Source organism: Pseudomonas sp. ICMP 3272 (assembly GCF_001466905.1).
Lineage (GTDB): Bacteria > Pseudomonadota > Gammaproteobacteria > Pseudomonadales > Pseudomonadaceae > Aquipseudomonas > Aquipseudomonas amygdali.
In genome coordinates this window covers 22,015-43,572 of sequence record NZ_LKEK01000062.1, presented here as the reverse complement: position 1 = coordinate 43,572, position 21,558 = coordinate 22,015, and the positions used below count along the sequence as shown (strand labels likewise).

At 56.1% G+C, this 21,558-nt stretch carries 22 protein-coding genes; 17 read left to right on the top strand and 5 right to left on the bottom strand.

What is annotated here, in order from left to right:
• Window positions 1-493: 493 nt before the first annotated feature.
• The 9 genes from AO068_RS17370 (at window position 494) to AO068_RS17330 (ending at window position 8,623) form a co-directional block, all read left to right on the top strand.
• Window positions 494-1,003, top strand: a complete 510-nt coding sequence (locus AO068_RS17370; RefSeq protein WP_058401703.1) for a disulfide bond formation protein B — start codon at window positions 494-496, stop codon at window positions 1,001-1,003.
• A gap of 252 nt (window positions 1,004-1,255) precedes the next feature.
• Window positions 1,256-1,456: a hypothetical protein gene (locus tag AO068_RS28815; protein ID WP_003314077.1), complete on the top strand. Its 201-nt coding sequence runs from the start codon at window positions 1,256-1,258 to the stop codon at window positions 1,454-1,456.
• A gap of 10 nt (window positions 1,457-1,466) precedes the next feature.
• Window positions 1,467-2,408, top strand: coding sequence for a ubiquinol oxidase subunit II (gene cyoA, locus AO068_RS17360; RefSeq protein WP_003433560.1), 942 nt, complete (start codon window positions 1,467-1,469; stop codon window positions 2,406-2,408).
• 3 nt (window positions 2,409-2,411) lie between these two features.
• Window positions 2,412-4,424, top strand: coding sequence for a cytochrome o ubiquinol oxidase subunit I (gene cyoB / locus AO068_RS17355; RefSeq protein ID WP_058401704.1), 2,013 nt, complete (start codon window positions 2,412-2,414; stop codon window positions 4,422-4,424).
• Between the two features lie 3 nt (window positions 4,425-4,427).
• Window positions 4,428-5,060: a cytochrome o ubiquinol oxidase subunit III gene (locus tag AO068_RS17350; RefSeq protein WP_002552344.1), complete on the top strand. Its 633-nt coding sequence runs from the start codon at window positions 4,428-4,430 to the stop codon at window positions 5,058-5,060.
• Entirely contained in the window at window positions 5,060-5,392 is a 333-nt protein-coding gene (gene cyoD, locus AO068_RS17345; RefSeq protein ID WP_024643949.1) for a cytochrome o ubiquinol oxidase subunit IV, read from the top strand. The genes AO068_RS17350 and cyoD overlap by 1 nt, the downstream gene beginning before the upstream one ends.
• A 10-nt stretch (window positions 5,393-5,402) precedes the next feature.
• A complete protein-coding gene (gene cyoE, locus AO068_RS17340) occupies window positions 5,403-6,290 on the top strand; it encodes a heme o synthase (RefSeq protein WP_002552346.1) in 888 nt (295 codons plus the stop codon).
• 256 nt (window positions 6,291-6,546) lie between these two features.
• Window positions 6,547-7,431, top strand: coding sequence for a glycosyltransferase family 2 protein (locus AO068_RS17335; protein WP_058408977.1), 885 nt, complete (start codon window positions 6,547-6,549; stop codon window positions 7,429-7,431).
• Between the two features lie 172 nt (window positions 7,432-7,603).
• Complete coding sequence (locus AO068_RS17330; protein WP_058408976.1) at window positions 7,604-8,623, top strand: branched-chain amino acid aminotransferase; 1,020 nt, start codon at window positions 7,604-7,606, stop codon at window positions 8,621-8,623.
• Between the two features lie 56 nt (window positions 8,624-8,679).
• On the opposite strand, the gene AO068_RS17325 is transcribed toward AO068_RS17330, so the two are convergent.
• Together AO068_RS17325 and AO068_RS17320 are read right to left on the bottom strand one after the other, a co-directional pair.
• Window positions 8,680-9,672 (bottom strand): hypothetical protein, encoded by a 993-nt coding sequence (locus AO068_RS17325; RefSeq protein WP_058408975.1) that lies wholly within the window; start codon window positions 9,670-9,672, stop codon window positions 8,680-8,682.
• A 117-nt stretch (window positions 9,673-9,789) separates the two neighbouring features.
• On the bottom strand, window positions 9,790-10,578 hold the full coding sequence (locus AO068_RS17320; protein ID WP_058408974.1) for a transporter substrate-binding domain-containing protein: 789 nt from the start codon (window positions 10,576-10,578) through the stop codon (window positions 9,790-9,792).
• A 146-nt stretch (window positions 10,579-10,724) separates the two neighbouring features.
• Between AO068_RS17320 and AO068_RS17315 the strand changes: the two genes are divergently transcribed.
• From AO068_RS17315 to sodC, 3 genes are all read left to right on the top strand, one after another.
• Window positions 10,725-11,033 (top strand): ArsR/SmtB family transcription factor, encoded by a 309-nt coding sequence (locus AO068_RS17315; protein WP_080394945.1) that lies wholly within the window; start codon window positions 10,725-10,727, stop codon window positions 11,031-11,033.
• A 63-nt stretch (window positions 11,034-11,096) separates the two neighbouring features.
• Window positions 11,097-12,107, top strand: coding sequence for a zinc-dependent alcohol dehydrogenase family protein (locus AO068_RS17310; RefSeq protein ID WP_058401709.1), 1,011 nt, complete (start codon window positions 11,097-11,099; stop codon window positions 12,105-12,107).
• A gap of 234 nt (window positions 12,108-12,341) precedes the next feature.
• The gene (gene sodC, locus AO068_RS17305; protein WP_004656095.1) at window positions 12,342-12,860 is read left to right on the top strand and encodes a superoxide dismutase family protein; all 519 of its coding nucleotides are present in this window, start codon (window positions 12,342-12,344) and stop codon (window positions 12,858-12,860) included.
• A 104-nt stretch (window positions 12,861-12,964) separates the two neighbouring features.
• Here sodC and AO068_RS17300 read toward each other — a convergent pair whose 3' ends face one another.
• Window positions 12,965-14,200, bottom strand: a complete 1,236-nt coding sequence (locus tag AO068_RS17300; protein ID WP_058408972.1) for a DUF1835 domain-containing protein — start codon at window positions 14,198-14,200, stop codon at window positions 12,965-12,967.
• Window positions 14,201-14,531: 331 nt separating this feature from the next.
• Between AO068_RS17300 and AO068_RS17295 the strand changes: the two genes are divergently transcribed.
• The 3 genes from AO068_RS17295 to AO068_RS17285 all read left to right on the top strand — a co-directional run bounded on the left by AO068_RS17295 (window position 14,532) and on the right by AO068_RS17285 (window position 18,020).
• Window positions 14,532-16,271: a dipeptidase gene (locus AO068_RS17295; protein ID WP_058408971.1), complete on the top strand. Its 1,740-nt coding sequence runs from the start codon at window positions 14,532-14,534 to the stop codon at window positions 16,269-16,271.
• Window positions 16,272-16,415: 144 nt separating this feature from the next.
• Window positions 16,416-16,988, top strand: a complete 573-nt coding sequence (locus AO068_RS17290; protein WP_058408970.1) for a hypothetical protein — start codon at window positions 16,416-16,418, stop codon at window positions 16,986-16,988.
• 18 nt (window positions 16,989-17,006) lie between these two features.
• A complete protein-coding gene (locus AO068_RS17285; protein WP_058408969.1) occupies window positions 17,007-18,020 on the top strand; it encodes an SMP-30/gluconolactonase/LRE family protein in 1,014 nt (337 codons plus the stop codon).
• A gap of 68 nt (window positions 18,021-18,088) precedes the next feature.
• Here AO068_RS17285 and AO068_RS17280 read toward each other — a convergent pair whose 3' ends face one another.
• Entirely contained in the window at window positions 18,089-19,366 is a 1,278-nt protein-coding gene (locus AO068_RS17280) for a sensor domain-containing diguanylate cyclase (protein ID WP_058408968.1), read from the bottom strand.
• Between the two features lie 288 nt (window positions 19,367-19,654).
• Here AO068_RS17280 and AO068_RS29445 point away from each other — a divergent pair, with 288 nt between their 5' ends.
• Window positions 19,655-19,891, top strand: a complete 237-nt coding sequence (locus AO068_RS29445) for a hypothetical protein (protein ID WP_058408967.1) — start codon at window positions 19,655-19,657, stop codon at window positions 19,889-19,891.
• Window positions 19,892-19,980: 89 nt separating this feature from the next.
• On the opposite strand, the gene AO068_RS17270 is transcribed toward AO068_RS29445, so the two are convergent.
• Window positions 19,981-20,274: a hypothetical protein gene (locus AO068_RS17270; RefSeq protein WP_058408966.1), complete on the bottom strand. Its 294-nt coding sequence runs from the start codon at window positions 20,272-20,274 to the stop codon at window positions 19,981-19,983.
• Window positions 20,275-20,435: 161 nt separating this feature from the next.
• On the opposite strand from AO068_RS17270, the gene AO068_RS17265 reads away from it, so the two are divergent.
• Window positions 20,436-21,554 carry an HWE histidine kinase domain-containing protein gene (locus AO068_RS17265; protein WP_058408986.1) on the top strand — a complete coding sequence of 373 codons (1,119 nt, stop codon included), beginning with the start codon at window positions 20,436-20,438 and terminating at the stop codon, window positions 21,552-21,554.
• Window positions 21,555-21,558 lie beyond the last annotated feature (4 nt).

Below are 21,558 nucleotides of genomic sequence, written 5' to 3'. Positions count from 1 at the left end.
CGCTGGTCCTTGAAAGTTGTTTCAACACGTAACGGCAGCCAGCATGAGCTGCCAGTGCAAGCGTGAATAGTGGCAGTCTGGCTCCGGTCCAGTCAAACCGGGCGAGATGCGGCACACTGTCGCTCTGCGCATTCCGACAGTCAGCGTCGCAGGTTCGTACGCGACTGTGCTTTGACATCAGTATGCCCTGCGACAAAATACCGCAGCTATATATAGAAGAAGAGCTGCGACAAACTGACGCACCCTTCTATATATAGAAGGGCATTGCATCCGGCTCCCGCAAAAATGTCCTGTTGGTCGTGGATCTGCTGACGCGCAGACCATCCGGCGGGCAAATGTGTCCGTATGGCTGGCGAGCGCTTGAGTTGCCGAATCAGACAGATGATCATCGCGCACGCTTCGGTGCGACCGGGCCGTACACTCCTGTTTCAGGCTTCGCCCATACGTAGCAGGGCGTTGACCAACCACCTCATCAGTTCAGTAAGGTATGTGAATGAGCGACAACACGTTGTACCTGAGACGCGAAAAGCGCTTTCTGGTTTTGCTGGGGATTATCTGCCTGGCCTTGATCGGCGGTGCCCTGTACATGCAGATCGTGCTGGGTGAGGCGCCTTGCCCGCTGTGCATCCTGCAGCGCTACGCACTGCTGTTCATCGCCATTTTTGCATTCATCGGTGCTGCAATGTCCGGACGTCGCGGCGTTACGGTGTGTGAAACGCTGGTCACCCTCAGCGCACTGGGCGGAATTGCCGCGGCCGGTCGGCATGTATGGATCCTCGCCCATCCGTCCGACAGCTGCGGTATCGACGTGCTGCAACCGATCGTTGATGGCCTGCCATTGGCTACACTGTTCCCTACAGGGTTTCAGGTCAGCGGTTTCTGCACGACGCCATATCCGCCGGTTCTCGGATTGTCACTCGCGCAATGGGCGCTGACGGCGTTTGTCCTGACCGCAGTTCTGGTACCGGCGTGCATCATTCGCAATCGCCGCAAACCTTACTAACTACAGGGGCTTTCGCAAAAATTGCCCCGTGAATACGGGGCTTTTTTCGAGTGAAATGAGGCGATTGCAAGACGATTGTTACGAATATAGAGAATAACTGTTACAAAATTAGGCATAGTCATTAAAAATTTACGTATCTACAATCCCCGTCACTTGTCGTTCAGCTTGGCCGAACGATCAGCATTTTGAGGCTTGGAGCGTCCCCTGTGCACTCTGAACAGGCAGCGCAACGCTTGCCTCTGAGGGCGTATAATGGCCGCGTCGAAAGCGTCTGCCCGAAGTTTTGGGCAGTTCCAGCAACTCAAAAAACAAGAATCCATAGCTAAACCCGGACTTGTCGATACGCCGCTGTGCGTACTGGCGGCCCTTGTTCAATTCAAAAAAATTAGCCGGCACTGGCAGGGCGAAGTGTTGGCGGTCGAAACCCAACTGCACCGCGCAAGCTGCTTTTAGAGGTCGTGAAATGAGTAAAAAAAGGTACCCCAGGTTTTTTGGCTTCTTGGCCCTTTTCTGTATGCTTTTGCTCAGTGGATGCGATGGCGTACCTCTGCTCGATCCAAAAGGGCAGGTGGGTATCGAGCAGCGGAACCTGATCGTAATCGCAACGTTGCTGATGCTGATTGTCGTGATCCCGGTCATCCTGATGACCCTGATCTTCGCCTGGAAGTATCGCGCGTCGAACAAGGCCGCCAAGTACACGCCGGACTGGTCTCACTCCACCAAGATCGAAATCGCAGTCTGGGGCGTACCCATGCTGCTGCTGGTCTTCCTGGGGTACATCACTTACGTTTCGACTCACTCGCTGGACCCTTACCGTCCGCTTGATTCGGACGTCAAGCCGGTCACCATCCAGGCGATCTCGGTCGACTGGAAGTGGGTATTCGTCTATCCGGACTACGGCATCGCCACGGTCAACAAGATCGTGTTCCCTGCCAAGACTCCGATCAACTTCCAGGTGACCTCGGACAGCGTGATGAACTCGTTCTTCATCCCGGGTCTGGGTGGTCAGATCTACGCGATGGCGGGCATGCACACCAAGCTGCACCTGATTGCCAACGAAAATCACGAATTCAACGGTATCTCGGCCAACTACAGTGGCGCAGGCTTTACCGGTATGAAGTTCAAGGCTATCGCCACCAGCCAGGCCGATTTCGACAGCTGGGTCAGCGAAGTCAAGAGCTCACCTAAAAAGCTTGGCACGGCCGAATACGCCGAGTTGATCAAGCCGAGCGAACGCAACCCTGTCGAACTCTTTTCCTCGGTCACCCCGAACCTGTTCCAGATCGTCATCGACAAGTATGAAGGTATGAATCCAGGCAAGAAGGTTGTCGCTGGTGAGAAGGAAGTGGCCGGTGACGCTGGTGCGGAAAAAGGCAAAAATTCAGCTGCTGGGGCAGAGGAGTAAACGATGTTTGGCAAATTAAGTCTGGAAGCGGTGCCGTTCCACGAGCCCATAGTCATGGTGACACTTGCCATGATTGCGCTCGGCGGCATTGCGGTTGTCGGGTTGATCACCTATTTCCGCAAGTGGACGTACTTGTGGTCTGAATGGCTGACCTCTGTCGACCACAAGAAAATCGGCGTGATGTACATCGTCGTTGCCATGGTCATGCTGCTGCGCGGTTTTGCCGACGCCATCATGATGCGTACCCAACTGGCGATGGCCCAGAACGGTTCCGAAGGGTTCCTTCCGCCTGAACACTATGACCAGATCTTCACCGCTCACGGTGTGATCATGATCATCTTCATGGCGATGCCGTTCTTCACGGGTCTGATGAACATCGTTCTGCCTCTGCAGATCGGCGCTCGCGACGTGGCGTTCCCGTTCCTGAACTCCCTGAGCTTCTGGCTGCTGGTCGCAGGTATGCTGCTGATCAACATCTCCCTGGGTGTCGGTGAATTCGCCAAGACCGGCTGGGTAGCGTATCCACCTCTTTCCGGGTTGCAATACAGTCCTGGCGTAGGGGTTGACTACTACATCTGGGCGCTACAGTTATCCGGGTTAGGTACGACGCTGACGGGGGTCAACTTCCTCGTGACCGTTCTGAAGATGCGTACCCCTGGCATGAAACTGATGGACATGCCGATCTTCACCTGGACCTGCACCTGGGCAAACATCCTGATCGTGGCTTCTTTCCCGATCCTGACCGCTACCCTGGCGTTCCTGACCCTTGACCGCTACCTGGACTTCCACATTTTCACGAACGAAATGGGCGGTAACCCCATGATGTACGTGAACCTGTTCTGGGCGTGGGGTCACCCTGAGGTGTACATCCTGATCCTGCCGGCCTTCGGCGTGTTCTCGGAAGTCATCTCCACGTTCTCCGGCAAGCGTCTGTTCGGCCACAAGTCGATGATCTTCGCCTCTGGTGCGATCTGTATCCTGGGCTTCATGGTCTGGCTGCACCACTTCTTCACGATGGGTGCGGGTGCCAACGTCAACGCCTTCTTCGGCCTGGCGACGATGCTTATCGCGATCCCGACGGGTGTGAAGCTGTTCAACTGGCTGTTCACCATGTATCAGGGCCGTCTGCGCTTCACTCCGCCGGTACTCTGGACCCTGGGTTTCATGGTCACCTTCTCGATCGGCGGCATGACCGGCGTTCTGCTGGCGATCCCTGGTGCTGACTTCGTGCTGCACAACAGCCTGTTCGTGATCGCTCACTTCCACAACGTCATCATCGGCGGTGCGGTATTCGGTTACATCGCCGGCTTCGCGTTCTGGTTCCCTAAAGCGTTCGGCTTCACCCTGAACGAGAAGTGGGGCAAGGCAGCGTTCTGGTTCTGGATCGTCGGCTTCTTCGTCGCGTTCATGCCGCTTTACGCGCTGGGCTTCCTGGGCATGACCCGTCGTCTGAACGCTACCGACATGCCAGAGTGGAACATCTACCTGGACGTCGCGCTGTTCGGTGCTGTGCTGATCGCGATGGGTATCGCTTCGCAGCTGATCCAGCTGTTCGTGAGTATCCGTGACCGCGACAACAACCGCGATCTGACCGGTGACCCATGGAATGGCCATACCCTGGAATGGTCCACTTCTTCGCCACCGCCGTTCTACAACTTTGCCGAACTGCCAAAAGCTGACGACATCGACGCGTTCACCGACGCCAAACGTGCCGGTACCGCTTATAAGGTCCCTGCTCGCTACTCGGCGATTCACATGCCTAACAACACGGCGACCGGCCTGTACATGGGTATGTTGCTGACGGTATTCGGCTTTGCATTCATCTGGCACATCTGGTGGCTGGTAGGCGCAAGCCTGGTTGCGACCATTGCAGTCTTCGTTGCTCACGCTGTCCGTGACGACCAGGGCTACATGGTGCCTGCTGAAGATGTAGCGCGTATTGAAGGTGAGCATCACAAGGTCCTGGCGGCCAACGGTGCATACACTCCTGTCAAGTCCTCGCTGGAACAGGTTTAAACAATGTCAAATATTGCAATCAACTCCGGAGCCCACGATCACGGTCACGACCATGATCATGGGCATGACGATCACCACGACAGCGGTGGCATGACGGTCTACGGCTTCTGGCTGTACCTGATGACCGACTGCGTGTTGTTCGCCTCGTTCTTCGCGGTATACGCCGTGATGGTCAACAGTGTCGCGGGTGGCCCGTCGGGCCAGGACATCTTCCTGCTGCCATTCGTGGCTGTGGAAACCGCGTTCCTGCTGGTCAGTAGTATCACCTACGGCTTCGCCATGCTGGCGTTGTACAAGGGCAAGAAAAGCCAGGTTCTTGGCTGGCTGGCCCTGACCTTCCTGTGTGGTGCTGCGTTTATCGGTATGGAAATCTATGAATTCCATCACCTGATCCACGAAGGTTACGGTCCGAGCCGCAGCGGCTTCCTGTCAGCGTTCTTCGCGCTGGTAGGCCTGCACGGCGCGCACGTGACCAGCGGTCTGATCTGGATGGCGATCATGATGTTCCAGGTCCAGAAAAAGGGCCTGACCAACACCAACAAGACGCGCCTGAGCTGCCTCAGCCTGTTCTGGCACTTCCTGGACGTTGTCTGGATCGGCGTGTTCACCGTTGTCTATCTGATGGGAGCTTTGTAATGTCAAATTCGCATCACTCCGCTGAAGACAATAGTCACGGCTCGGTGAAGTCGTACATCATCGGTTTCGTACTGTCGGTCATCCTGACCGCCATTCCGTTTGCCCTGGTGATGTCGCCGTCGCTGCCGAAGGACATGACGATTGCAATCGTTCTGGTCTTCGCGATCATCCAGATCCTGGTGCACCTGCATTACTTCCTGCACCTGGATTTCACGAGCGTGCAGCGCAACAACGTGATGGCCTTCGCCTTTACCACGATGGTTATCGTCCTGCTGGTTGGCCTGTCGCTGTGGATCATTTTCAGCGTCCACCGCGAAATGATGGCGCATTGAGGAATACCAGATGTCACTGAAGCACTTTATCCAAATCACCAAGCCGGGGATCATTTTCGGTAACGTGCTTTCGGTGGCAGGTGGCTTTTTTCTGGCTTCCAAGGGAAATATCGACTTCGGCGTGTTCCTCGCTGCTGTAATCGGTACTTCCCTGGTCGTTGCGTCTGGTTGCGTGTTCAATAACTGCATCGATCGCGATATCGATCAGCGTATGGAAAGGACCCGTAACCGGGTCCTGGTGCAGGGCCTGGTTTCATTGAAACTGGCGCTGCTCTACGCAACCATACTCGGCGTTGCGGGCGTTGCCCTGCTGTACACCGAGGCCAACCCGTTGGCTGCCTTGTTTGCGGTCATCGGGTTTGTGATCTATGTCGGCCTTTACAGCCTGTACCTGAAACGCAGATCGGTTCACGGCACGCTGGTGGGCAGTCTTTCGGGGGCCATGCCTCCAGTGATCGGCTACTGCGCAGTGACCAACAGCTTCGACTTTGCGGCCCTGACGCTACTGGTGATGTTCAGCCTGTGGCAGATGCCGCATTCGTATGCGATCGCCATCTTCCGTTTCAATGACTATCGTGCGGCGAAAATTCCGGTACTGCCGGTCAAGCGCGGCATTCTGGTCACCAAGCGCCACATCATGCTCTACATCCTGGCGTTCCTCGTGGCGACCCTGATGTTGACCGTAGGTGGTTATGCGGGCCTCAACTACCTGGCTGTTGCAGCAGGCATGGGCATGTACTGGTTGTACATGGCCTGGAAGGGTTACAAAGCCGTTGACGATACTGTCTGGGCTCGCAAGCTGTTCGTGTTTTCTATCTTCACCATCACTGCCTTGAGCGTGATGATGTCGGTGGACTTTCAGGTGACAAAAGAATTGTTGGTGACCTACGCCTTCTGATTTTCACCTGATGCACAACCTGAAAACCCCGTTCTGCGAAGAACGGGGTTTTTTTTCGGATGCGATCTACACTTGATGAATGACAGCAAACGGCAGCAGATTCCTGGCGGCTGGATACGCCTGTTTACACGGCGTTTGTGACCTGCTGTAGAAAATCAGGATCGCTTGCCGCATGATGTGCCGTTTTCAAGCGACCTGTTATAGATATCCGGTTTCCGAGCCCGTCAGGGCCGATAATGATTATGGCTACTACCCCATGATGCCCTCAGAAAGTCAGAGCCTCACGCCTCAACCCCTGGTTTCGATCGTCGCCCCTTGCTATAACGCCGAGCGCTTCCTTGAAGCTGCCCTTCAGAGCATCTTTGCTCAGGACTACGGTAATTTTGAAGTCATCATCGTTGACGATGGTTCGACCGACAACAGCATCGCGATGCTTGAGTCATTGCAGGCGCGTTACCCGTTCCAGCTCTATCGCCAAGCCAATCAGGGCGTCAGCGCTGCGCTCAATCATGGTCTGCGCTACGCAAAGGGCGTCTATCTTTCCACACCCGACCTCGATGACATCATGCTTCCTTCATCGGTGCGCATTCGTGCCGATTATCTGGACAAGCATCCCGAGGCAGGCTGCGTAGGCGCACTGATCAGCTACATGGACTGCGACGGCAACACGATCAAATGCCAATCGCGCGACTATGTCGAACGGCTGACATTCGACGACGTGTTGCGCGGTGCGGTCGTTGTAGGGGCACCGGTGGCGCTGTATCGGATGCAGGCCATGCGCGACGCGAACGGCTACGACCCGGAGATAAAGGTTCAGGATTTCCAGGCCACGCTGAGAATTGCCCGCCTGGGCTATGAAATGCATGTGATTCCCGATGTAGTGACACGCTATCGACGTCACCCCAACAACCTTTCACGCAAGTACAAGGTGCTGCTTGAGGCTGATCTCAAAAGTATCGAGCCCTACCGTGAGCATCCCGAATATCAGAGTGGCCGCACTCAAGTCGTCAACAAGGCATTGAAATACGCCGCTGTCGCGGATAAGCGATACGCCTGGAGTCTTTTGCGTACCATCCCCTGGAAATATTTCAATGGAACGACCTGGCGACGCTGCAAGCGTTTGCTGCTGAGCTATCGGTAAGCATCATCGTCGTTGGTCAACTCACTGAGCATACAGAGCGCCGATGTTTGGGCCTGGGTCAGAAATGCCATGTCGGTTTGCATTTATTTCGAGCCTCAGGGCCTGAATGATCTGGCAGAATAAGGCATTGGCCTGACTCGTCCAGGCAGTCGCTAAAATGATAGAGGGCGTTATGAGTCAAGAAAGCATCAACTGGGACACTCTGGGTTTCGATTACATCAAGACTGACAAGCGCTACCTTTCTCATTGGCGCGACGGTGCCTGGGATCAGGGGTCGCTGACCGAGGACAACACGCTGCATATCAGCGAGGGTTCGACCGCGCTGCATTACGGTCAGCAGTGCTTCGAAGGTCTCAAGGCCTATCGCTGCAAGGATGGCTCGATCAATCTTTTCCGTCCCGATCAGAACGCGCAGCGCATGCAGCGCAGCTGTTCGCGCCTGTTGATGCCTCATGTACCGACTGATGTGTTCATCGAGGCCTGCAAGCAGGTCGTCAAGGCCAACGAACGTTTCATCCCGCCCTACGGTTCCGGTGGCGCGTTGTATCTGCGCCCGTTCGTGATTGGTGTGGGTGACAACATTGGCGTGCGTACCGCCCCGGAGTTCATCTTTTCGATCTTCTGCATTCCGGTGGGTGCCTATTTCAAGGGCGGCCTGAAGCCAAATAATTTTGTGATTTCCGGTTACGACCGCGCTGCGCCCAATGGCACCGGGGCTGCCAAGGTCGGTGGCAACTATGCCGCCAGCCTGATGCCCGGTTCTGAAGCCAAGAAACACAGTTTTGCCGATTGCATCTATCTCGATCCACAGACTCACTCCAGGATCGAGGAAGTGGGTTCGGCGAACTTCTTTGCCATCACCAATGATGATGTGTTCCTGACGCCGAAATCACCGTCTGTGCTGCCGGGCATCACCCGTCTGTCGTTGATCGAGCTGGCAAAATCCCGTCTGGGCCTGACGGTCGAGGAGGGCGATGTATTCATCGACCAGCTCGACACCTTCAAGGAAGCGGGCGCTTGCGGTACGGCTGCGGTGATCACCCCGATTGGCGGGATTTCCTACAAGGACAAGCTGCATGTGTTCTACAGCCAGACCGAAGTCGGTCCGGTCACTCAGCGTCTGTACAAGGAATTGACCGGCGTTCAATCCGGTGACATCGAGGCGCCAGCCGGCTGGATCGTCAAGGTCTGATAGCTTGACCTGTATCGTTCCAGTGCCATGCGCTGGAACGATCGCTGGCCGCATGTTCAAGGTGCAGCGGCTTTCCCTTCCTCGACCAGGTCTTTCGCTGGGCCCAGCACAATCGCCAGATGCCGCAAGTCATCGACTTCCAGGCCATAACGCTTGCCCGATGGACTTTGCGTGACCGTTCCCAGTGCATATACCGTGAAGAACTTCACGTCATCCGCGTGGCTTAATAACTCACTGATATAGCGGCTTGAACGGTAGGCCTGCATTTGCGCGGGCGATACGTAAAGCGTCACCAGTTTGCCGTCGATACGGTCAAAAAACCTGAACTTGAAGCCCAGTCCGTAACGTTGCTCAATCAACCCGCCACCAAATAGCACACGGCCGTTGTCACCCGTTTGCGCGTATTTGATATGGCGAAAATACCCGCGTAGCGACACTTCGCCCTGACCGGGAATTCTCAGTTTCAACAGCTTGAAATCGTCCAGTGACAACTCGGCCTTGGCCTGTCGATAGCTGTCTACCAGGCGCTCCAGGTTGTTGGTGCGGGTTTCGCTGTAGCGGGCGGCCTTGGGTGACGCCGGTTCGGTCAAAGGCTGGCTGACGACGGGCTGCAGATTGCCTGCACCGGCTTTTTCTTCCCCGGACTTCTCTTTGGCGGGTGCTTTGAGCGTCGGGTCGAATATGTCGATGTAATCATCCAGCTTGCGCTTGGCCTGGCGCAGACGCGTCTGAGCATCTGCTTCTTCGACATGAACGTCCGGCTTTTCGTCGGCGCTCTCGTCCACCCATTCACACCCCGGATGGTGATCGTAGTGCGGGTTGGCACGGAAGTGCGCAGCAACGAAGGTCGGGTTGTCCTGTGGTTTCACGTCATAGCGAACCCCCGTCACCTTTGCCCCCATTGCCCTGCAAGCCTCATTCGAGCAGATAAACTCGAAGCGTTTGCGTGGCGGCTCCTGAGAGAAGTATTCGCGTCGGGCAGCAGCGATTGACAGCTCTTGCTGCAACTCGACACAGAATGCGCGTGTGATAGGTTTGCCGGGCTTCATGCTCGTTGACTGCCTTCCTGTATAGAGTTGTTGCAACACGCTATTTCACCCGGACACGCCTTGCAACTATCGCAGCGCAGGAAGTTGAATACGATTCCCGTCGAATCCTCCTGAGACTTACTCCGAGGGTACTGCCAGCCATTCCCCGAGTGCCTGCTGATACTCGCCAGTGGCCTTGCTCAGGTGCAGCCATTGGTCAACGTAGCTTTTCCAGGTCACATCATCGCGGGGCAACAGGTAGGCCTTTTCGCCGTATTGCATGTACGCGGTCGGGTTGACCGCACACAAGCCAGGCATACGTTTCTGCTGATAAAGCGCTTCGGAGGCATCCGTGATCATCACGTCAGCCTTTTTGTCCAGCAGTTCCTGGAAGATGGTCTTGTTGTCGTGAAATGCCAAAGATGCCTTCGGCAGATGAGCGCGCGCGAAGGCTTCATTGGTGCCGCCAGCAGGTTCTATCAGGCGCACCGAGGGTTGATTGATCTGCTCGACCGTCTGGTACAGGGCCTTGTCTTCACAGCGCACCAGAGGAATCTTGCCATCGACATCCAGCGTATTGCTGAAGAAGGCTTTTTTCTGCCGTTCCAGGCTGACCGAGATGCCGCCCATGCCGATGTCGCATTTGCCGGCGACCATGTCCGGCATCAGGTTCTTCCAGGTGGTAGGCACCCACTGCACGTTAACTCCCAGGCTCTTGGCCAGCGAGCGTGCCATGGTGATATCGATGCCTTCGTATTCACCGTCTTCGCGCAGCAGGGTATAGGGCTTGTAATCGCCAGTGGTGCAGACTGCCAACTGGCCGGTTTGCAGAACCTTGTCCAGATGCGAGGTGGATTCCTGAGCCTGAGCCATGCCTGTCATGCCCAGCAGCAGGGCGGTGAATGCGCTGTATTTAAGGTTCATCATGAGTCTGAGTGCTCTCAGCCGTGCAGTCGGTTTTGTTTGAGTCGACAGATTGCTTCATTTGTCAGGCCGATGTGAAGCTGTAATGAAAACATGAAGTCAAATGTGCGTGCATAAATCAGGGGTTGAACATTTCGTAAAAAAGCGTAATGTTATGCCCCATGATTCTTGAGCAAATCAAAGCGGTCGGCAATGACACTCGCATGTTGATCATGGAGTGGCTGAAAAACCCGCAAGCCCATTTCCCCCCACAGGACCACGGTGATCCGTCGATAGGCGTGTGCGTCTCGCACATTCAGGCCAAGGCCAGTCTGTCGGCTTCCACCGCGTCTGCGCACCTGGCGATCCTGCAACGCGCCGGGCTGGTTCAGGCGACAAGGATCGGAAAATGGACTTATTTTCGCCGCGACGAGCAAGCCATCGACCGGTTCGCCGATAGGCTCAAGAAAGAACTATGACTCTTTAGCGTTACTTACACATTTCGTCATTTTGCGTAATGTTGAATTGATAGGAGATTGACCATGAGCAATACAACCATCTACGTGCAGGCTGGCGGCGGCTACGATCAGGTCAGCGTTGGCGAAAGCGAAGTGCTGGCACCGAAAGCCGGTGAGATCACTGTGCGTCTGCACGCAAATTCGCTCAACTATCACGACTTCGCAGTCGTCACCGGTATGTGGGCGCCGACTGAAAAACGTATTCCCATGGCCGATGGCGCAGGCGTAGTAACCGCAGTAGGCGAGGGCGTCAGCGAGTTCGCTGTCGGCGACTCTGTCGTCAGCACGTTCTTCCCTGAGTGGATCAGCGGCGAGCCGCTGGTTGAAGGTTTCGTCACTGTGCCGGGCGACGGCGTCGACGGTTATGCCCGCGAGCAGGTGACTGCCCGTGCCACCTCATTTACCCACGCGCCACTGGGTTATACCCATGCCGAAGCGTCCACGCTGACCACCGCAGGCTTGACCGCGTGGCGCGCGCTAATGGTCGATGACGCGTTGAAAGCCGGTGATACCGTTCTGGTGCAAGGCACTGGCGGCGTATCGATCTTTGCGCTGCAGTTCGCCAAAATGGTCGGTGCGACCGTTATCGCGACGTCGTCGAGTGATGAAAAGCTGGAGCGTCTGCAAGCCATGGGCGCTGACCACCTGATCAACTACCGCAAGGACAGCAACTGGGGCGAGACCGCCCGCAAGCTGACTGGCGGTCGTGGTGTTGATCACATCATCGATGTGGGCGGCCCTTCGACATTGCAGCACTCCATGACAGCCGCACGGGTCGCTGGGCATATCTCGGTCATCGGCATTCTGAGCGGTGTCGCCGGTCAGCTGGAATTCGTCCCGGCACTGGTCAAGCAACTGCGCATGCAGGGTGTATTGGTGGGCAGCCGCACCCAGCAGCAGGACATGATCCGCGCCATTGATGCCAATGGCATGCGTCCGGTCATGGATCGCTCCTTCCCGATGACCGACATTGTCGAGGCGTTCCGTTATCAGGAAACCAATCAGCACTTCGGCAAGATCTGCCTGGATATCTGAGTGATGCCCCTGCGCCGATAGCTGAGCGCAAGTCAAAATCGCTGGTCTGCCAACGTTCGTGATGGCAGGCCAGTCGAGACGTTTTGCATAACTTTCCCCGGTCATCTTTTTGCATCAAGTGCGCTGGTCTGTGGTCACACCCTCTGTGACATCAAGGACGTTGCGTGGCATATAGCTTCACGCTGCCCGCCGCGACGTTCAATCCGATTACCAGATCAGGGACGCATTGAAATCATGAAACCTCATCTTTGGCTAGGCCTGCTTGGCGTTTTCTCCCTCAGTGTCCAGGCTGCATCGCTGGACGTTCCCATCAATCTGGTCAGCGCTGACGGCGCGCCCAAGCCTGTTGGCAACGTGACGGTGAGCGAAACACAGTATGGCTTGCTGTTTACCCCGAATCTGAAAGACCTGCCTGCGGGCATTCACGGTTTTCACGTACATGAAAACGGCAGCTGCGAAGCTGGTACGAAGGACGGCAAGAAGGTCGCCGCGCTGGCCGCAGGCGGTCACTTTGACCCGGCCAAAACCGGCAAGCATCTGGGGCCTTACGCTGATGGCCATCTAGGCGATCTGCCTGCGTTGTACGTTAACGCCGACGGCACCGCCAACTATCCGGTACTGGCGCCACGGCTGAAGAAAATCTCGGAAATCAAAGGCCATGCGCTGATGGTTCATGCGGGCGGCGACAACCATTCCGACCACCCTGCACCCTTGGGCGGTGGCGGTGATCGTGCAGCCTGTGGCGTGATCTGATGCGCCGTGCCTGTGTCCGGTTCGGGTGCAGGCACCCCCTGAATATTTTCACGCCCGATCAGCATCACCAATGTTACAAATGGCCGTCAGTGCGTTCCTGAGAGTCAGGCGCGCCATAGGGGGCGCAAGTGCTTATCTATCATCCAGTGAGGCTGCCCGGGCTGAATGCAGACGCCGCCAACCCAGCGCGCTTGATGGCAGTAGTCTGGCCAATAGGCCTTTGCGGCCAATACTTGCTGTCCCAACGGCGTTAGCTTTAGCGAGCGGCGAGGCCACTCAAGTCGCGTGTCTGATTCGATCAGCAGCGCCGTCGGAGAATCAATCAAGGGACGCATCATCGCGTGAAACATCATGTCGCCCAGAAACGGTAAAGGCTCGCGCTCGTCCGTCAGCTCAGCAAACACTTGGCCGAAGGTCATTGCCCCGGCTTCGCTGATGCACTGCAACGACAGGCGCTCGGTGAGTGACAGGCCGTCATCGACGCCTGGTAATTCCTGTAGCTGACGTAACAGGGCCGGGGCAAGGCAGGGCAATGATGGTTGCGCGGTGTGGGCCAGTTCGGCAAGGGCAACCGGCGAGGCGTTGCAGTAAGCCGCCCATGCCTGGCGGGCCAGATGCAGCATTTCCTCAGTCACCGCCTTGCGCTGCGGCCACAGCCAGGCAAGCAGGTCGGGCGCCAGTTGGCCAATGCCGATGAAGCGCTGGACGCCGGGAATCTGGCTCACCTGGATAATTTCAAGCCTGGCAGGCAATTGCTCAAGGGCTGCCAGCGTCCTGATCAGGAAGAGCTGGTCGTAGGCATCTGCCTCGCACCACAGCACGCTGTGATCGGCACTGCTCATCTGCTGCAGATCGGTGTATTCATCATCAAACCGGCGTGCGACATCGGTAAGGCTCAGCCCGAATGCCTGGCTGATGTAGTGGCTGCGCGCTGCCTGATATGCCTTTTCAGGCACAGCCTGAACCGGACCCATGCACAAAGGGTCTGTCAGCATCTTGAAAGAGCCTTTGAAGCCCGCGAGTTTGAGAGTGTGGGCAATGTCGCTGCCGCATCGCCAATGCACGGTTCGCGCTTCGTCGCTTGCTTCGAAGTCCGGATTCCGGGCTGCGAAGTCGACTGCATCGACATGGGCCTTTAGCCTGGGCCAGCTGCTGAAGCCCAATTGCCTCGCGATCAGCCATTGGGCATCCGATAAGGTCGGCGTCGTCTTGTTGAGCAGGATGAGCTGATCAGCTGCAGTGCCGTCTTTCATTCGCAGCAGAAGCTCTTTGGCACGCTTGCGCTGCTGTTCGAGGTTGATACGGCCGTGATGGGACGAGGAGTTTTTATTGCTGGACATACGATCTCCTTGCAAAAACCTTGTCCGCTTGAAGGTCGGGAGTCGTAGTGACGGAATATCGAATCAGAATCCTGGGCGCAGCCCTTTCCGCGGTAGGTGGCGTAGATGGCGCCACGCCGGAATATAGGTAATCGGATGGGGGACTGCAACTCCGTCAGGTCGTACTGATCACGTGTGTTTCAAGGCACATTGATCATTCGAGCCCTTTAAGGCATTGCCTCATTTCAAAGCGGGGATTCTCGCATCATTGCTCATGGTGTAAGTTTGAAATCTTACTGATCAAGTGGTCAGAATTTTTGCGTGCTGTACCTGCCAAGGAATGCCCTGAACAATGAACCTGTCACTCAAGCAACTGGCCGCAACCGCGTTGGTAATGGCCAGCCTTTCGTCCTTCACCAGCGTGGCGAATGCCAACGTCACTGCACAACAGAGCACGATCATTCTCAAGACTTTCAATGAGAAATCGGTCACGGATTTCAGGCAGTTTCTGAAAAGTCTGTCCAGCACTGATGTTGTCAAAGCTGCTGATTTTGGCCCGGCCATCAACGCCTTTCTCGACAACAAAACACTTTCCGACGTGCAACAGAACGACATTCATCGCCTGCTCGGTCTGTATACCCGGTTGAAGTATGGCAATGCGGCAACCGACACATTGCGTGAGCTGGTCACCATTCCAACCGCCCGTGTTGACGGCGTTGCCCAGCATGAAAACCCGGAGTTCATCAAGATCGCCAACGCGATCAAAGGCCTTGCCGAACGCTTCGATCTGAAATTTCGCAACGTCGATAACCGCGTTTATGAAGTTTCGCTCGACGGGGCGGGCGATGAAGTCGTGGGCATTCACGTCCATGCCGATGTTGTACCGGTCACGCCGGAAAACTGGGTGTTGCCGGACGGCACGCGGCTCGATCCGTTCAAGGTTACATTGATTGGTGATCGCCTGTATGGGCGTGGCACCGAAGACGATAAGAATGGCATCGTCGTGGCGCTCTATGCCATGAAAGTCATCAAGGAAGAAAAGCTGCCGCTGGCCAGAAACTTCAAGTTGCTGATCGATACAACTGAAGAAACCACGGGTGACGCCATCCCCTACTATTTTGAACGCAACCCCACGCCTGGTTACAACCTGGCGCTGGATGGCAGCTACCCGGTTGTCATCGCGGAAAAAGGTTATGGGACGGTCATGGCCAGTTTTGCCCGGCGCAACGCCGACGGCGAGGGTGCTGAAATCGTGTCGATGACCGGAGGTGCGGCCACCAACCAGATTCCATCGAAGTCGGTGGCCACTCTGGTGACCGACAAGCCTGCCGAGCTGGCTGCCAGCCTGCAACAGGCCGGTGCCGAGTACGTGAAAAACAATGGCGGCGACTTCGAGGTCGATGCCAGGGTCGACGGCAATGACGTCAAGCTGACAGTGACGGGGGTTTCAGCTCACTCATCGGCGCCTCAGTCTGGAGTCAACCCGGTTGCGAGGATGCTTGACTTCATCAACAGCCTTCAAGGCAGGGTCGCGCTCAAACATAACCAGATTACTGATGCCGCTCGCTATGCAGCCGACAACTGGGGCCTTGATTATCTGGGGAACAAGTTGGGCGTTGGTTTCTCCGACGAGTTCATGGGACCGCTGACCGCTTCTCTTACCTATGTCGCGATGGATGAAACAGCGTTCAAACTTGCGGTCAACTTGCGCGTGCCCAAGGGCAGGTCTACGGAAGAGCTTAAATCCGAAATCTCCGAAAAACTTGCAGCGTGGAGCGTGAAAACCGGCATCAAGCCTGCATTCGACTATTCCATTGCCAAGCCGATGTACCGCAATCCAGAGGGCGAATGGGTCAGGGCGCTGCTTGCGGTTGCCAGCGAAAATCTCGGTATGGAACATGCGTTCGGCACCTCGGCTGGCGCGACGTCGGTACATGAACTGCCCAATGGCGTGCAGTTCGGTCTGGCGAGGCCCGAAGTCAAATATACCGGCCACACGGACAACGAGTTCAAGACGACCGGACAGTTTTTGCTGGACCTGCAGATCGTTACCGAAATGATGGCGCGCATCGGTGAGTTACCGAAACTCTGATGTAACTTCCGGGCCTGCCAGGGCAGGTCCGGTTTCGATGAGTGACTGTTTGATCGCGCGTTATCATGCGACTGGCCTCTTGATTGGTAGTGGCACAGCGACGTTGTCTTTCCACCCAGTGTTCTCGCGAACAAGGATTTACCCATGAAAACGCTCTTCGCATTTGCACTGACCTTTGCTGCCGTTTGCGCTGCAAGCACTAGCGTCAATGCGGCGGTACTGTCTGTACCCGCAAACTCTCAACAAAGCACCACCAGCAACGGCAAGCTTCAGCCCCCCGTCAAGTACGCCACTGTCTGGGCCGACGAGGCAGGGGCCACCCATGTCGATCATTGTCGTATCGAGGGGCTGGAATTCAAAAGTTACGCGCCACCCGCCGAGCCTCAGTGGATCGGAGTTTCGCCCGACGAAGTAGAAAGTATTGCCTACGCGGTACTGCCGCCGGGTTACGTCGGCAGTTGGCACCATGCGCCGGGCCCTCAGTGGGTGATCACCCTACAGGGTCAGTGGTCGGTGGAAACCACTGATGGCACGGTATTGGTTCAGGGCCCCGGGGAAATGCAGTTCAATGCCGACAGCAGCTCCAAAGCAAGGCCTGGCGACAACAGGGTCGGGCATCTGACTCGTACCGTGGGTGATCAGCCCAACGTTCAACTCATCGTGAAACTCAAACCGGATGCTGCTGCCAAACGTTCTTCCGGCCGGTGTGCCTACTGATCAATTGGGGCGAAATGCATGAATCGAGTCTTCCGTCATCCAGGCAAGAAAACCACTTCGCTCGTGTTGGCGGGCGCGCTTCTCGCTGCAGGCGCAGTGATGGCTTCAGACGCTTCGCCCGTCACGGTGGTTGCCAGTAATCCCCGGTTTGCTGCACTCATCCAGCCCGACGCGCAGGCACAAGTGCTTACCGCCGATGCGCAGTGGGCGGAAGGTCCTTTGTGTTTGCCAGACGGTCAGTTGATCTGGAGTGATGTGAAGGCGAACAAGGTCATGAGCTGGAAAGAGCATGACGGCGTGACTGTATGGCTGGACCCTGCCCATTATCAGAACGGGCATGCTCTGGATGCCGAAGGCCGAGTCATCGCCGCATCCCATGGCGAACGCGCAATAGTGCGACAGGAAGCGGATGGTCAATGGCGCACAGTGGTCGACAGGTACGAAGGCAAGCGTTTGAACAGCCCGAATGATGTCGTGGTCGATAAGCGTGGCGGTATCTGGTTCAGTGATCCAACCTTCGGCGTGTTGAACAAGGCTGAAAGTTATGGCGGCAAACCGGAGCAGGGCGGCGAGTATGTATACCGCTACGATCCGGAACAAAACCAACTGGTGAGGTTGAATACCCCGGGACTTCATTCGCCGAACGGCCTGGCGTTTTCACCCGATCAAAGCTTGCTGTATGTCGCGGACTCGCAACTGGCGCATGATTTCAAGAATCCGAAACTGGCACACAGTATCCGGGTGTATCAGGTGCGCGACGGGGCGCTGAGTAACGGCAAGGTGTTTGCCGAGATTGCCCCCGGCATCCCTGACGGGCTCAAGGTCGACGCGCAGGGCAACGTCTGGAGCAGCAGCAAAGAGGGTATTCAGGTGTTCTCTGCCAGCGGCGAGTTGCTGGGGAAAATAAAGGTCACGGCGAAAGACACCGGCAATCTTGCATTCTGTTCTACCGGTTCACAGCACTGGATTTACATCACCGCTGCCAACAAGGTGCTGAGAATACCCGCTCTTGTTGGCGGCAGTCGTCCGTAAGGCGTCCGTCACCATGAAATACCGATAGCGCCGTGCGCTATTCCTGACGACTCCGCTCGCAGACAACCTCAATAGATCGCATCGTCTGCCTGTGCGATGTCGACACGGTTACGGCCCAGGCGCTTGGCTTGATAGAGCGCTTTGTCTGCGCGCTGGATCAGGCTTGCTGCTGTTTCTCCCGGGCTGAGCTGCGCAACCCCCAGAGAGATAGTCACCGAGCCTGTATCCGGTATCAACAGACTCTCAACGCCCTTTCGAATGCGGTCGGCCAACTCCGCGGCATGATTCAATGAGCTATCGGGCACCAGTATCAGAAACTCTTCTCCTCCCCATCGGGCCGCGACATCCTGCAGGCGGATCCGCTGTTTGAGGATGACGGCAACGCTGGTCAATACCCTGTCGCCAGCGGGATGGCCGTATCGGTCATTGACCGATTTGAAGTGATCGATGTCGCCAATGATAAGGCTGAATGGCCTGCCCGATATTCGCGCGGTATCGATCAGCCGCTCAAGGGTGTGTTCCGCCGCCCTTCGGTTATTCAGCCCGGTCAGCGGGTCGCTGTGAGCAATCTCCAACAACTTTTGTTCACGGCCCAGCCGCGTGGTTACATCCTGGCTGATGCTGACGTAATGCGTGATGGTTCCCTCCAGGTTACACAGCGGGGAAATGCTGTGTTCTGCATAGAACAGAGAGCCATCCTTGCGCTTGTTGATGAAGGTCGTACGAAAGGGCGTACCACTGGCCAGCGCCTCATTGAATTGCGCATAAAACATCTCATCATGTTTACCAGAGCTGAGCACTCGCGGGTTTTCGCCGATGATTTCCGGCGCGCTGTAACCGGTGATGTTCTGAAAAGCCTCATTGGCAAAAACGATAGTGGCGTTGCAATCGGTAATCATGATCGGATCAAGCGCGGCGTTCAGCGCCTGAGCCAGCAAATGCTGTTCGCGCTCCGCCCGAATGCGCGGGCTGATGTTTTGCTGCACCGATACAAAGTTGCAAACCGCACCCGCTTCGTCGCGCACCGGGGAGATTTTCCACTCGACGACATAGGGGCTTCCGTCCGCGCGGTAATTGACTGTCGACCCTTCGAAAAAGAGGCTCTCGCTCAGGCACTGGCGCATACGCTCGATCACCTGACGATCGGTGTCGGGTCCTTGCAGGATCCTTGGCGAACGGCCTATCAATGCCTCTGCTGCGTAGCCGGTCATCGCGCAGAATGCCGGATTGACATACACAATGAACGGGCCGCCATTGGTCAGATTGGCATCGGTGATCAAAACGGCATTGAATGACTGCTCGACAACTGCTTCAAGCAAGGCCAGGCGCTGGCTGGATGAGGTCATCTGATGTCCTGTCGAGTGATCCGTTAAATTGATCGCGGCTCTGATCAGATAATGGGTGACGCAATGCCGGACGGGTACTGAATGCAGTGGGTTGGACCGCAGGCACCGGGCACTTGTTGCACAGGCACTATACCCACATGATTCAAAGGGTGCATTACGCGCGTAACGACCATATCCGTTGCGCTGCGGGGCGTCTGCGGCTGACGCTGCCGCGGGTGCTGCGAGGATTCAGGACATTTAGTTCTTTACCCGAATTTCTGACCGGTCTGGCAAATACTGTCCAGGCGTATGCACATTGAAGAACCCGCCGAGTTGGGCGAGTTGTTCAGTGCCAAGCCTGATACCCGTCGCCAGCCCGGGTTCGGGACTTCCTTGCTGATCATTCTTCTGTCGGTGATTCTGATGGTCCGCGAATACTTCGGCCTGCAACTCAAGCAAACCCTTTGGTTAGGGGCGGTGTTGCAGACGATTGTTTCGGTAGTGGGGCTGATAGGTACGCTGTTGTCGTGGCATTGGCTGGTGTGAAACGGGATTGGCGCAGACAGGTCTCTCGTTTGCGCCACATCTGGTAAACAAGGTTAATCTGTTTTTATGCAGTTCAGAATACGACCTCATTAGCTACGTCCGGAGAGTTCTAGATGGCCGTCGCAACTCAACAGCGCCTGTAATCTTTCCTGGCCGACGTCGACCGGAACTATCCACCAGTGGGTACGATTGTCGTAACGGGCGCCGTCAGGAATGGTCACGGCTTTACCGGCTTTTGGTGGATGTTTGTCAAAATACGCGTTGATGGATTCAGCAAAAAAATTCGCATCTTTGTCAGGGCAGTGCATTTCGTCGCCATCACCACTTTGCGCCAGCCATGCAACCGCGAGGATCAACAGCACCAACAGTACGGCTCGTGTCATTGTGGGCTTCCATTTCCGGAAAGTGCTGAGGATAGCTTTAATAGCTGAACAACGACGAGCACGCTGTTTTTCTCTGAAAGGCGTTTTGTCCAACTCACGTATCGCAAGCCTGCCACCGGTGTACCATGTCTGATTTTTTCGCACCTGAGGATGCGGCTGCCATGCGTGAGTTTCTAGAGATTTTTCGTAATCGCGCACTGGACGTCATGTCATCCGCTTTGCCCGCCCAACCGCTTCTTGAAGATTTTGCCATTGCGCTGCAAGTCAGATTGCCGGGTGCCGTCGTCGGCATCAACGTGCTGGATAAGGCCGGCAGAACATTTCGTCAGTCTATTTTCCCGAACCTGCCGTCCGATTTTTCTCAAGCGCTGGTGGGTAACATCATCACCGGCAAGCGCGGCTCATGTGGACTAGGCATATTGACCGGGAAAACCATCGACGTTCCGGACGTGGCAAACGACCCGCGCTTTTCGCAAGAGTGGAAAGCGCTCTTCGCCCGACATGATCTGCACGCGATGATTTCGATTCCGGCACTGAGCGCTGATAAAAACGCCCAGGGAAGTATCGCAATCATCCATCCGCTGGGCATGTCGCTGACTGTTGAACAGCGCGAGTTTCTGCAATTGGCATCATCGTTATGTGCGCGCATTTGTGCGTATAGCAGGTCGCAGGAATCCAACGCGCTTATTCTGGGCGAGCTTGAGCACCGTATTCGAAATCTGTTTCTGACGATTGGCGGTGTCGCCAATCTGACCTTGAAACGATACCCCGACGTAAGGCAGTTTCGGGCGGTGTTTAGCGAGCGGCTGGTAATGATGCATCGCGCGCACTCGCTGGCACTGAGCACGTGCGAAATCGAAATGGCTGCCTTACTGCAGGAAATGCTCGCGCCTTATCAAAAAGACTGTGCTATCAGTTTTTCCGGTCCCGATGTCTTGCTGACCCAGAAGGCTGCATCGGCGCTGGCACTGGTGATACATGAGCTGTGTACCAACGCTACCAAGTACGGCTCGCTGTCTCGGGAAGCGGGAGAACTGAATGTGCAGTGGGGGATTGTTGCGCAGGGCAGTGATGATCTCGAGCCTGTTTTCAGGCTGGTCTGGGCGGAGAGCGGCGGCCCGCAAGTCGATCAGCCGAGCCGCAAGGGTTATGGCACGGCGATGATCAAGGGCAGTCTGGGTAATGCGTTTGATGGTTCGGCAACGTTCTTCTACGAACCGGTCGGGCTGAGGTGCGAGATATCCGCACCGTTCACCGGCAAACTCGGCAGAAGCAGCTGATAAC

Excerpts from the sequence above, each read along its gene's own strand:
- AO068_RS17315 (WP_080394945.1), top strand. The coding sequence starts at position 10,725 with ATGTTATGCCCCATGATTCTTGAGCAAATCAAAGCGGTCGGCAATGAC.
- AO068_RS17300 (WP_058408972.1), bottom strand. The coding sequence starts at position 14,200 with ATGTCCAGCAATAAAAACTCCTCGTCCCATCACGGCCGTATCAACCTC.
- AO068_RS17285 (WP_058408969.1), top strand. The coding sequence starts at position 17,007 with ATGAATCGAGTCTTCCGTCATCCAGGCAAGAAAACCACTTCGCTCGTG.
- AO068_RS17320 (WP_058408974.1), bottom strand. The coding sequence starts at position 10,578 with ATGATGAACCTTAAATACAGCGCATTCACCGCCCTGCTGCTGGGCATG.
- AO068_RS17295 (WP_058408971.1), top strand. The coding sequence starts at position 14,532 with ATGAACCTGTCACTCAAGCAACTGGCCGCAACCGCGTTGGTAATGGCC.
- AO068_RS17350 (WP_002552344.1), top strand. The coding sequence starts at position 4,428 with ATGTCAAATATTGCAATCAACTCCGGAGCCCACGATCACGGTCACGAC.
- AO068_RS17335 (WP_058408977.1), top strand. The coding sequence starts at position 6,547 with ATGATGCCCTCAGAAAGTCAGAGCCTCACGCCTCAACCCCTGGTTTCG.
- AO068_RS17265 (WP_058408986.1), top strand. The coding sequence starts at position 20,436 with ATGCGTGAGTTTCTAGAGATTTTTCGTAATCGCGCACTGGACGTCATG.
- cyoE (WP_002552346.1), top strand. The coding sequence starts at position 5,403 with ATGTCACTGAAGCACTTTATCCAAATCACCAAGCCGGGGATCATTTTC.
- sodC (WP_004656095.1), top strand. The coding sequence starts at position 12,342 with ATGAAACCTCATCTTTGGCTAGGCCTGCTTGGCGTTTTCTCCCTCAGT.
- cyoD (WP_024643949.1), top strand. The coding sequence starts at position 5,060 with ATGTCAAATTCGCATCACTCCGCTGAAGACAATAGTCACGGCTCGGTG.
- cyoB (WP_058401704.1), top strand. The coding sequence starts at position 2,412 with ATGTTTGGCAAATTAAGTCTGGAAGCGGTGCCGTTCCACGAGCCCATA.
- AO068_RS17310 (WP_058401709.1), top strand. The coding sequence starts at position 11,097 with ATGAGCAATACAACCATCTACGTGCAGGCTGGCGGCGGCTACGATCAG.
- AO068_RS17330 (WP_058408976.1), top strand. The coding sequence starts at position 7,604 with ATGAGTCAAGAAAGCATCAACTGGGACACTCTGGGTTTCGATTACATC.
- AO068_RS17290 (WP_058408970.1), top strand. The coding sequence starts at position 16,416 with ATGAAAACGCTCTTCGCATTTGCACTGACCTTTGCTGCCGTTTGCGCT.
- cyoA (WP_003433560.1), top strand. The coding sequence starts at position 1,467 with ATGAGTAAAAAAAGGTACCCCAGGTTTTTTGGCTTCTTGGCCCTTTTC.
- AO068_RS17270 (WP_058408966.1), bottom strand. The coding sequence starts at position 20,274 with ATGACACGAGCCGTACTGTTGGTGCTGTTGATCCTCGCGGTTGCATGG.
- AO068_RS29445 (WP_058408967.1), top strand. The coding sequence starts at position 19,655 with ATGCACATTGAAGAACCCGCCGAGTTGGGCGAGTTGTTCAGTGCCAAG.
- AO068_RS17280 (WP_058408968.1), bottom strand. The coding sequence starts at position 19,366 with ATGACCTCATCCAGCCAGCGCCTGGCCTTGCTTGAAGCAGTTGTCGAG.
- AO068_RS28815 (WP_003314077.1), top strand. The coding sequence starts at position 1,256 with ATGGCCGCGTCGAAAGCGTCTGCCCGAAGTTTTGGGCAGTTCCAGCAA.
- AO068_RS17325 (WP_058408975.1), bottom strand. The coding sequence starts at position 9,672 with ATGAAGCCCGGCAAACCTATCACACGCGCATTCTGTGTCGAGTTGCAG.
- AO068_RS17370 (WP_058401703.1), top strand. The coding sequence starts at position 494 with ATGAGCGACAACACGTTGTACCTGAGACGCGAAAAGCGCTTTCTGGTT.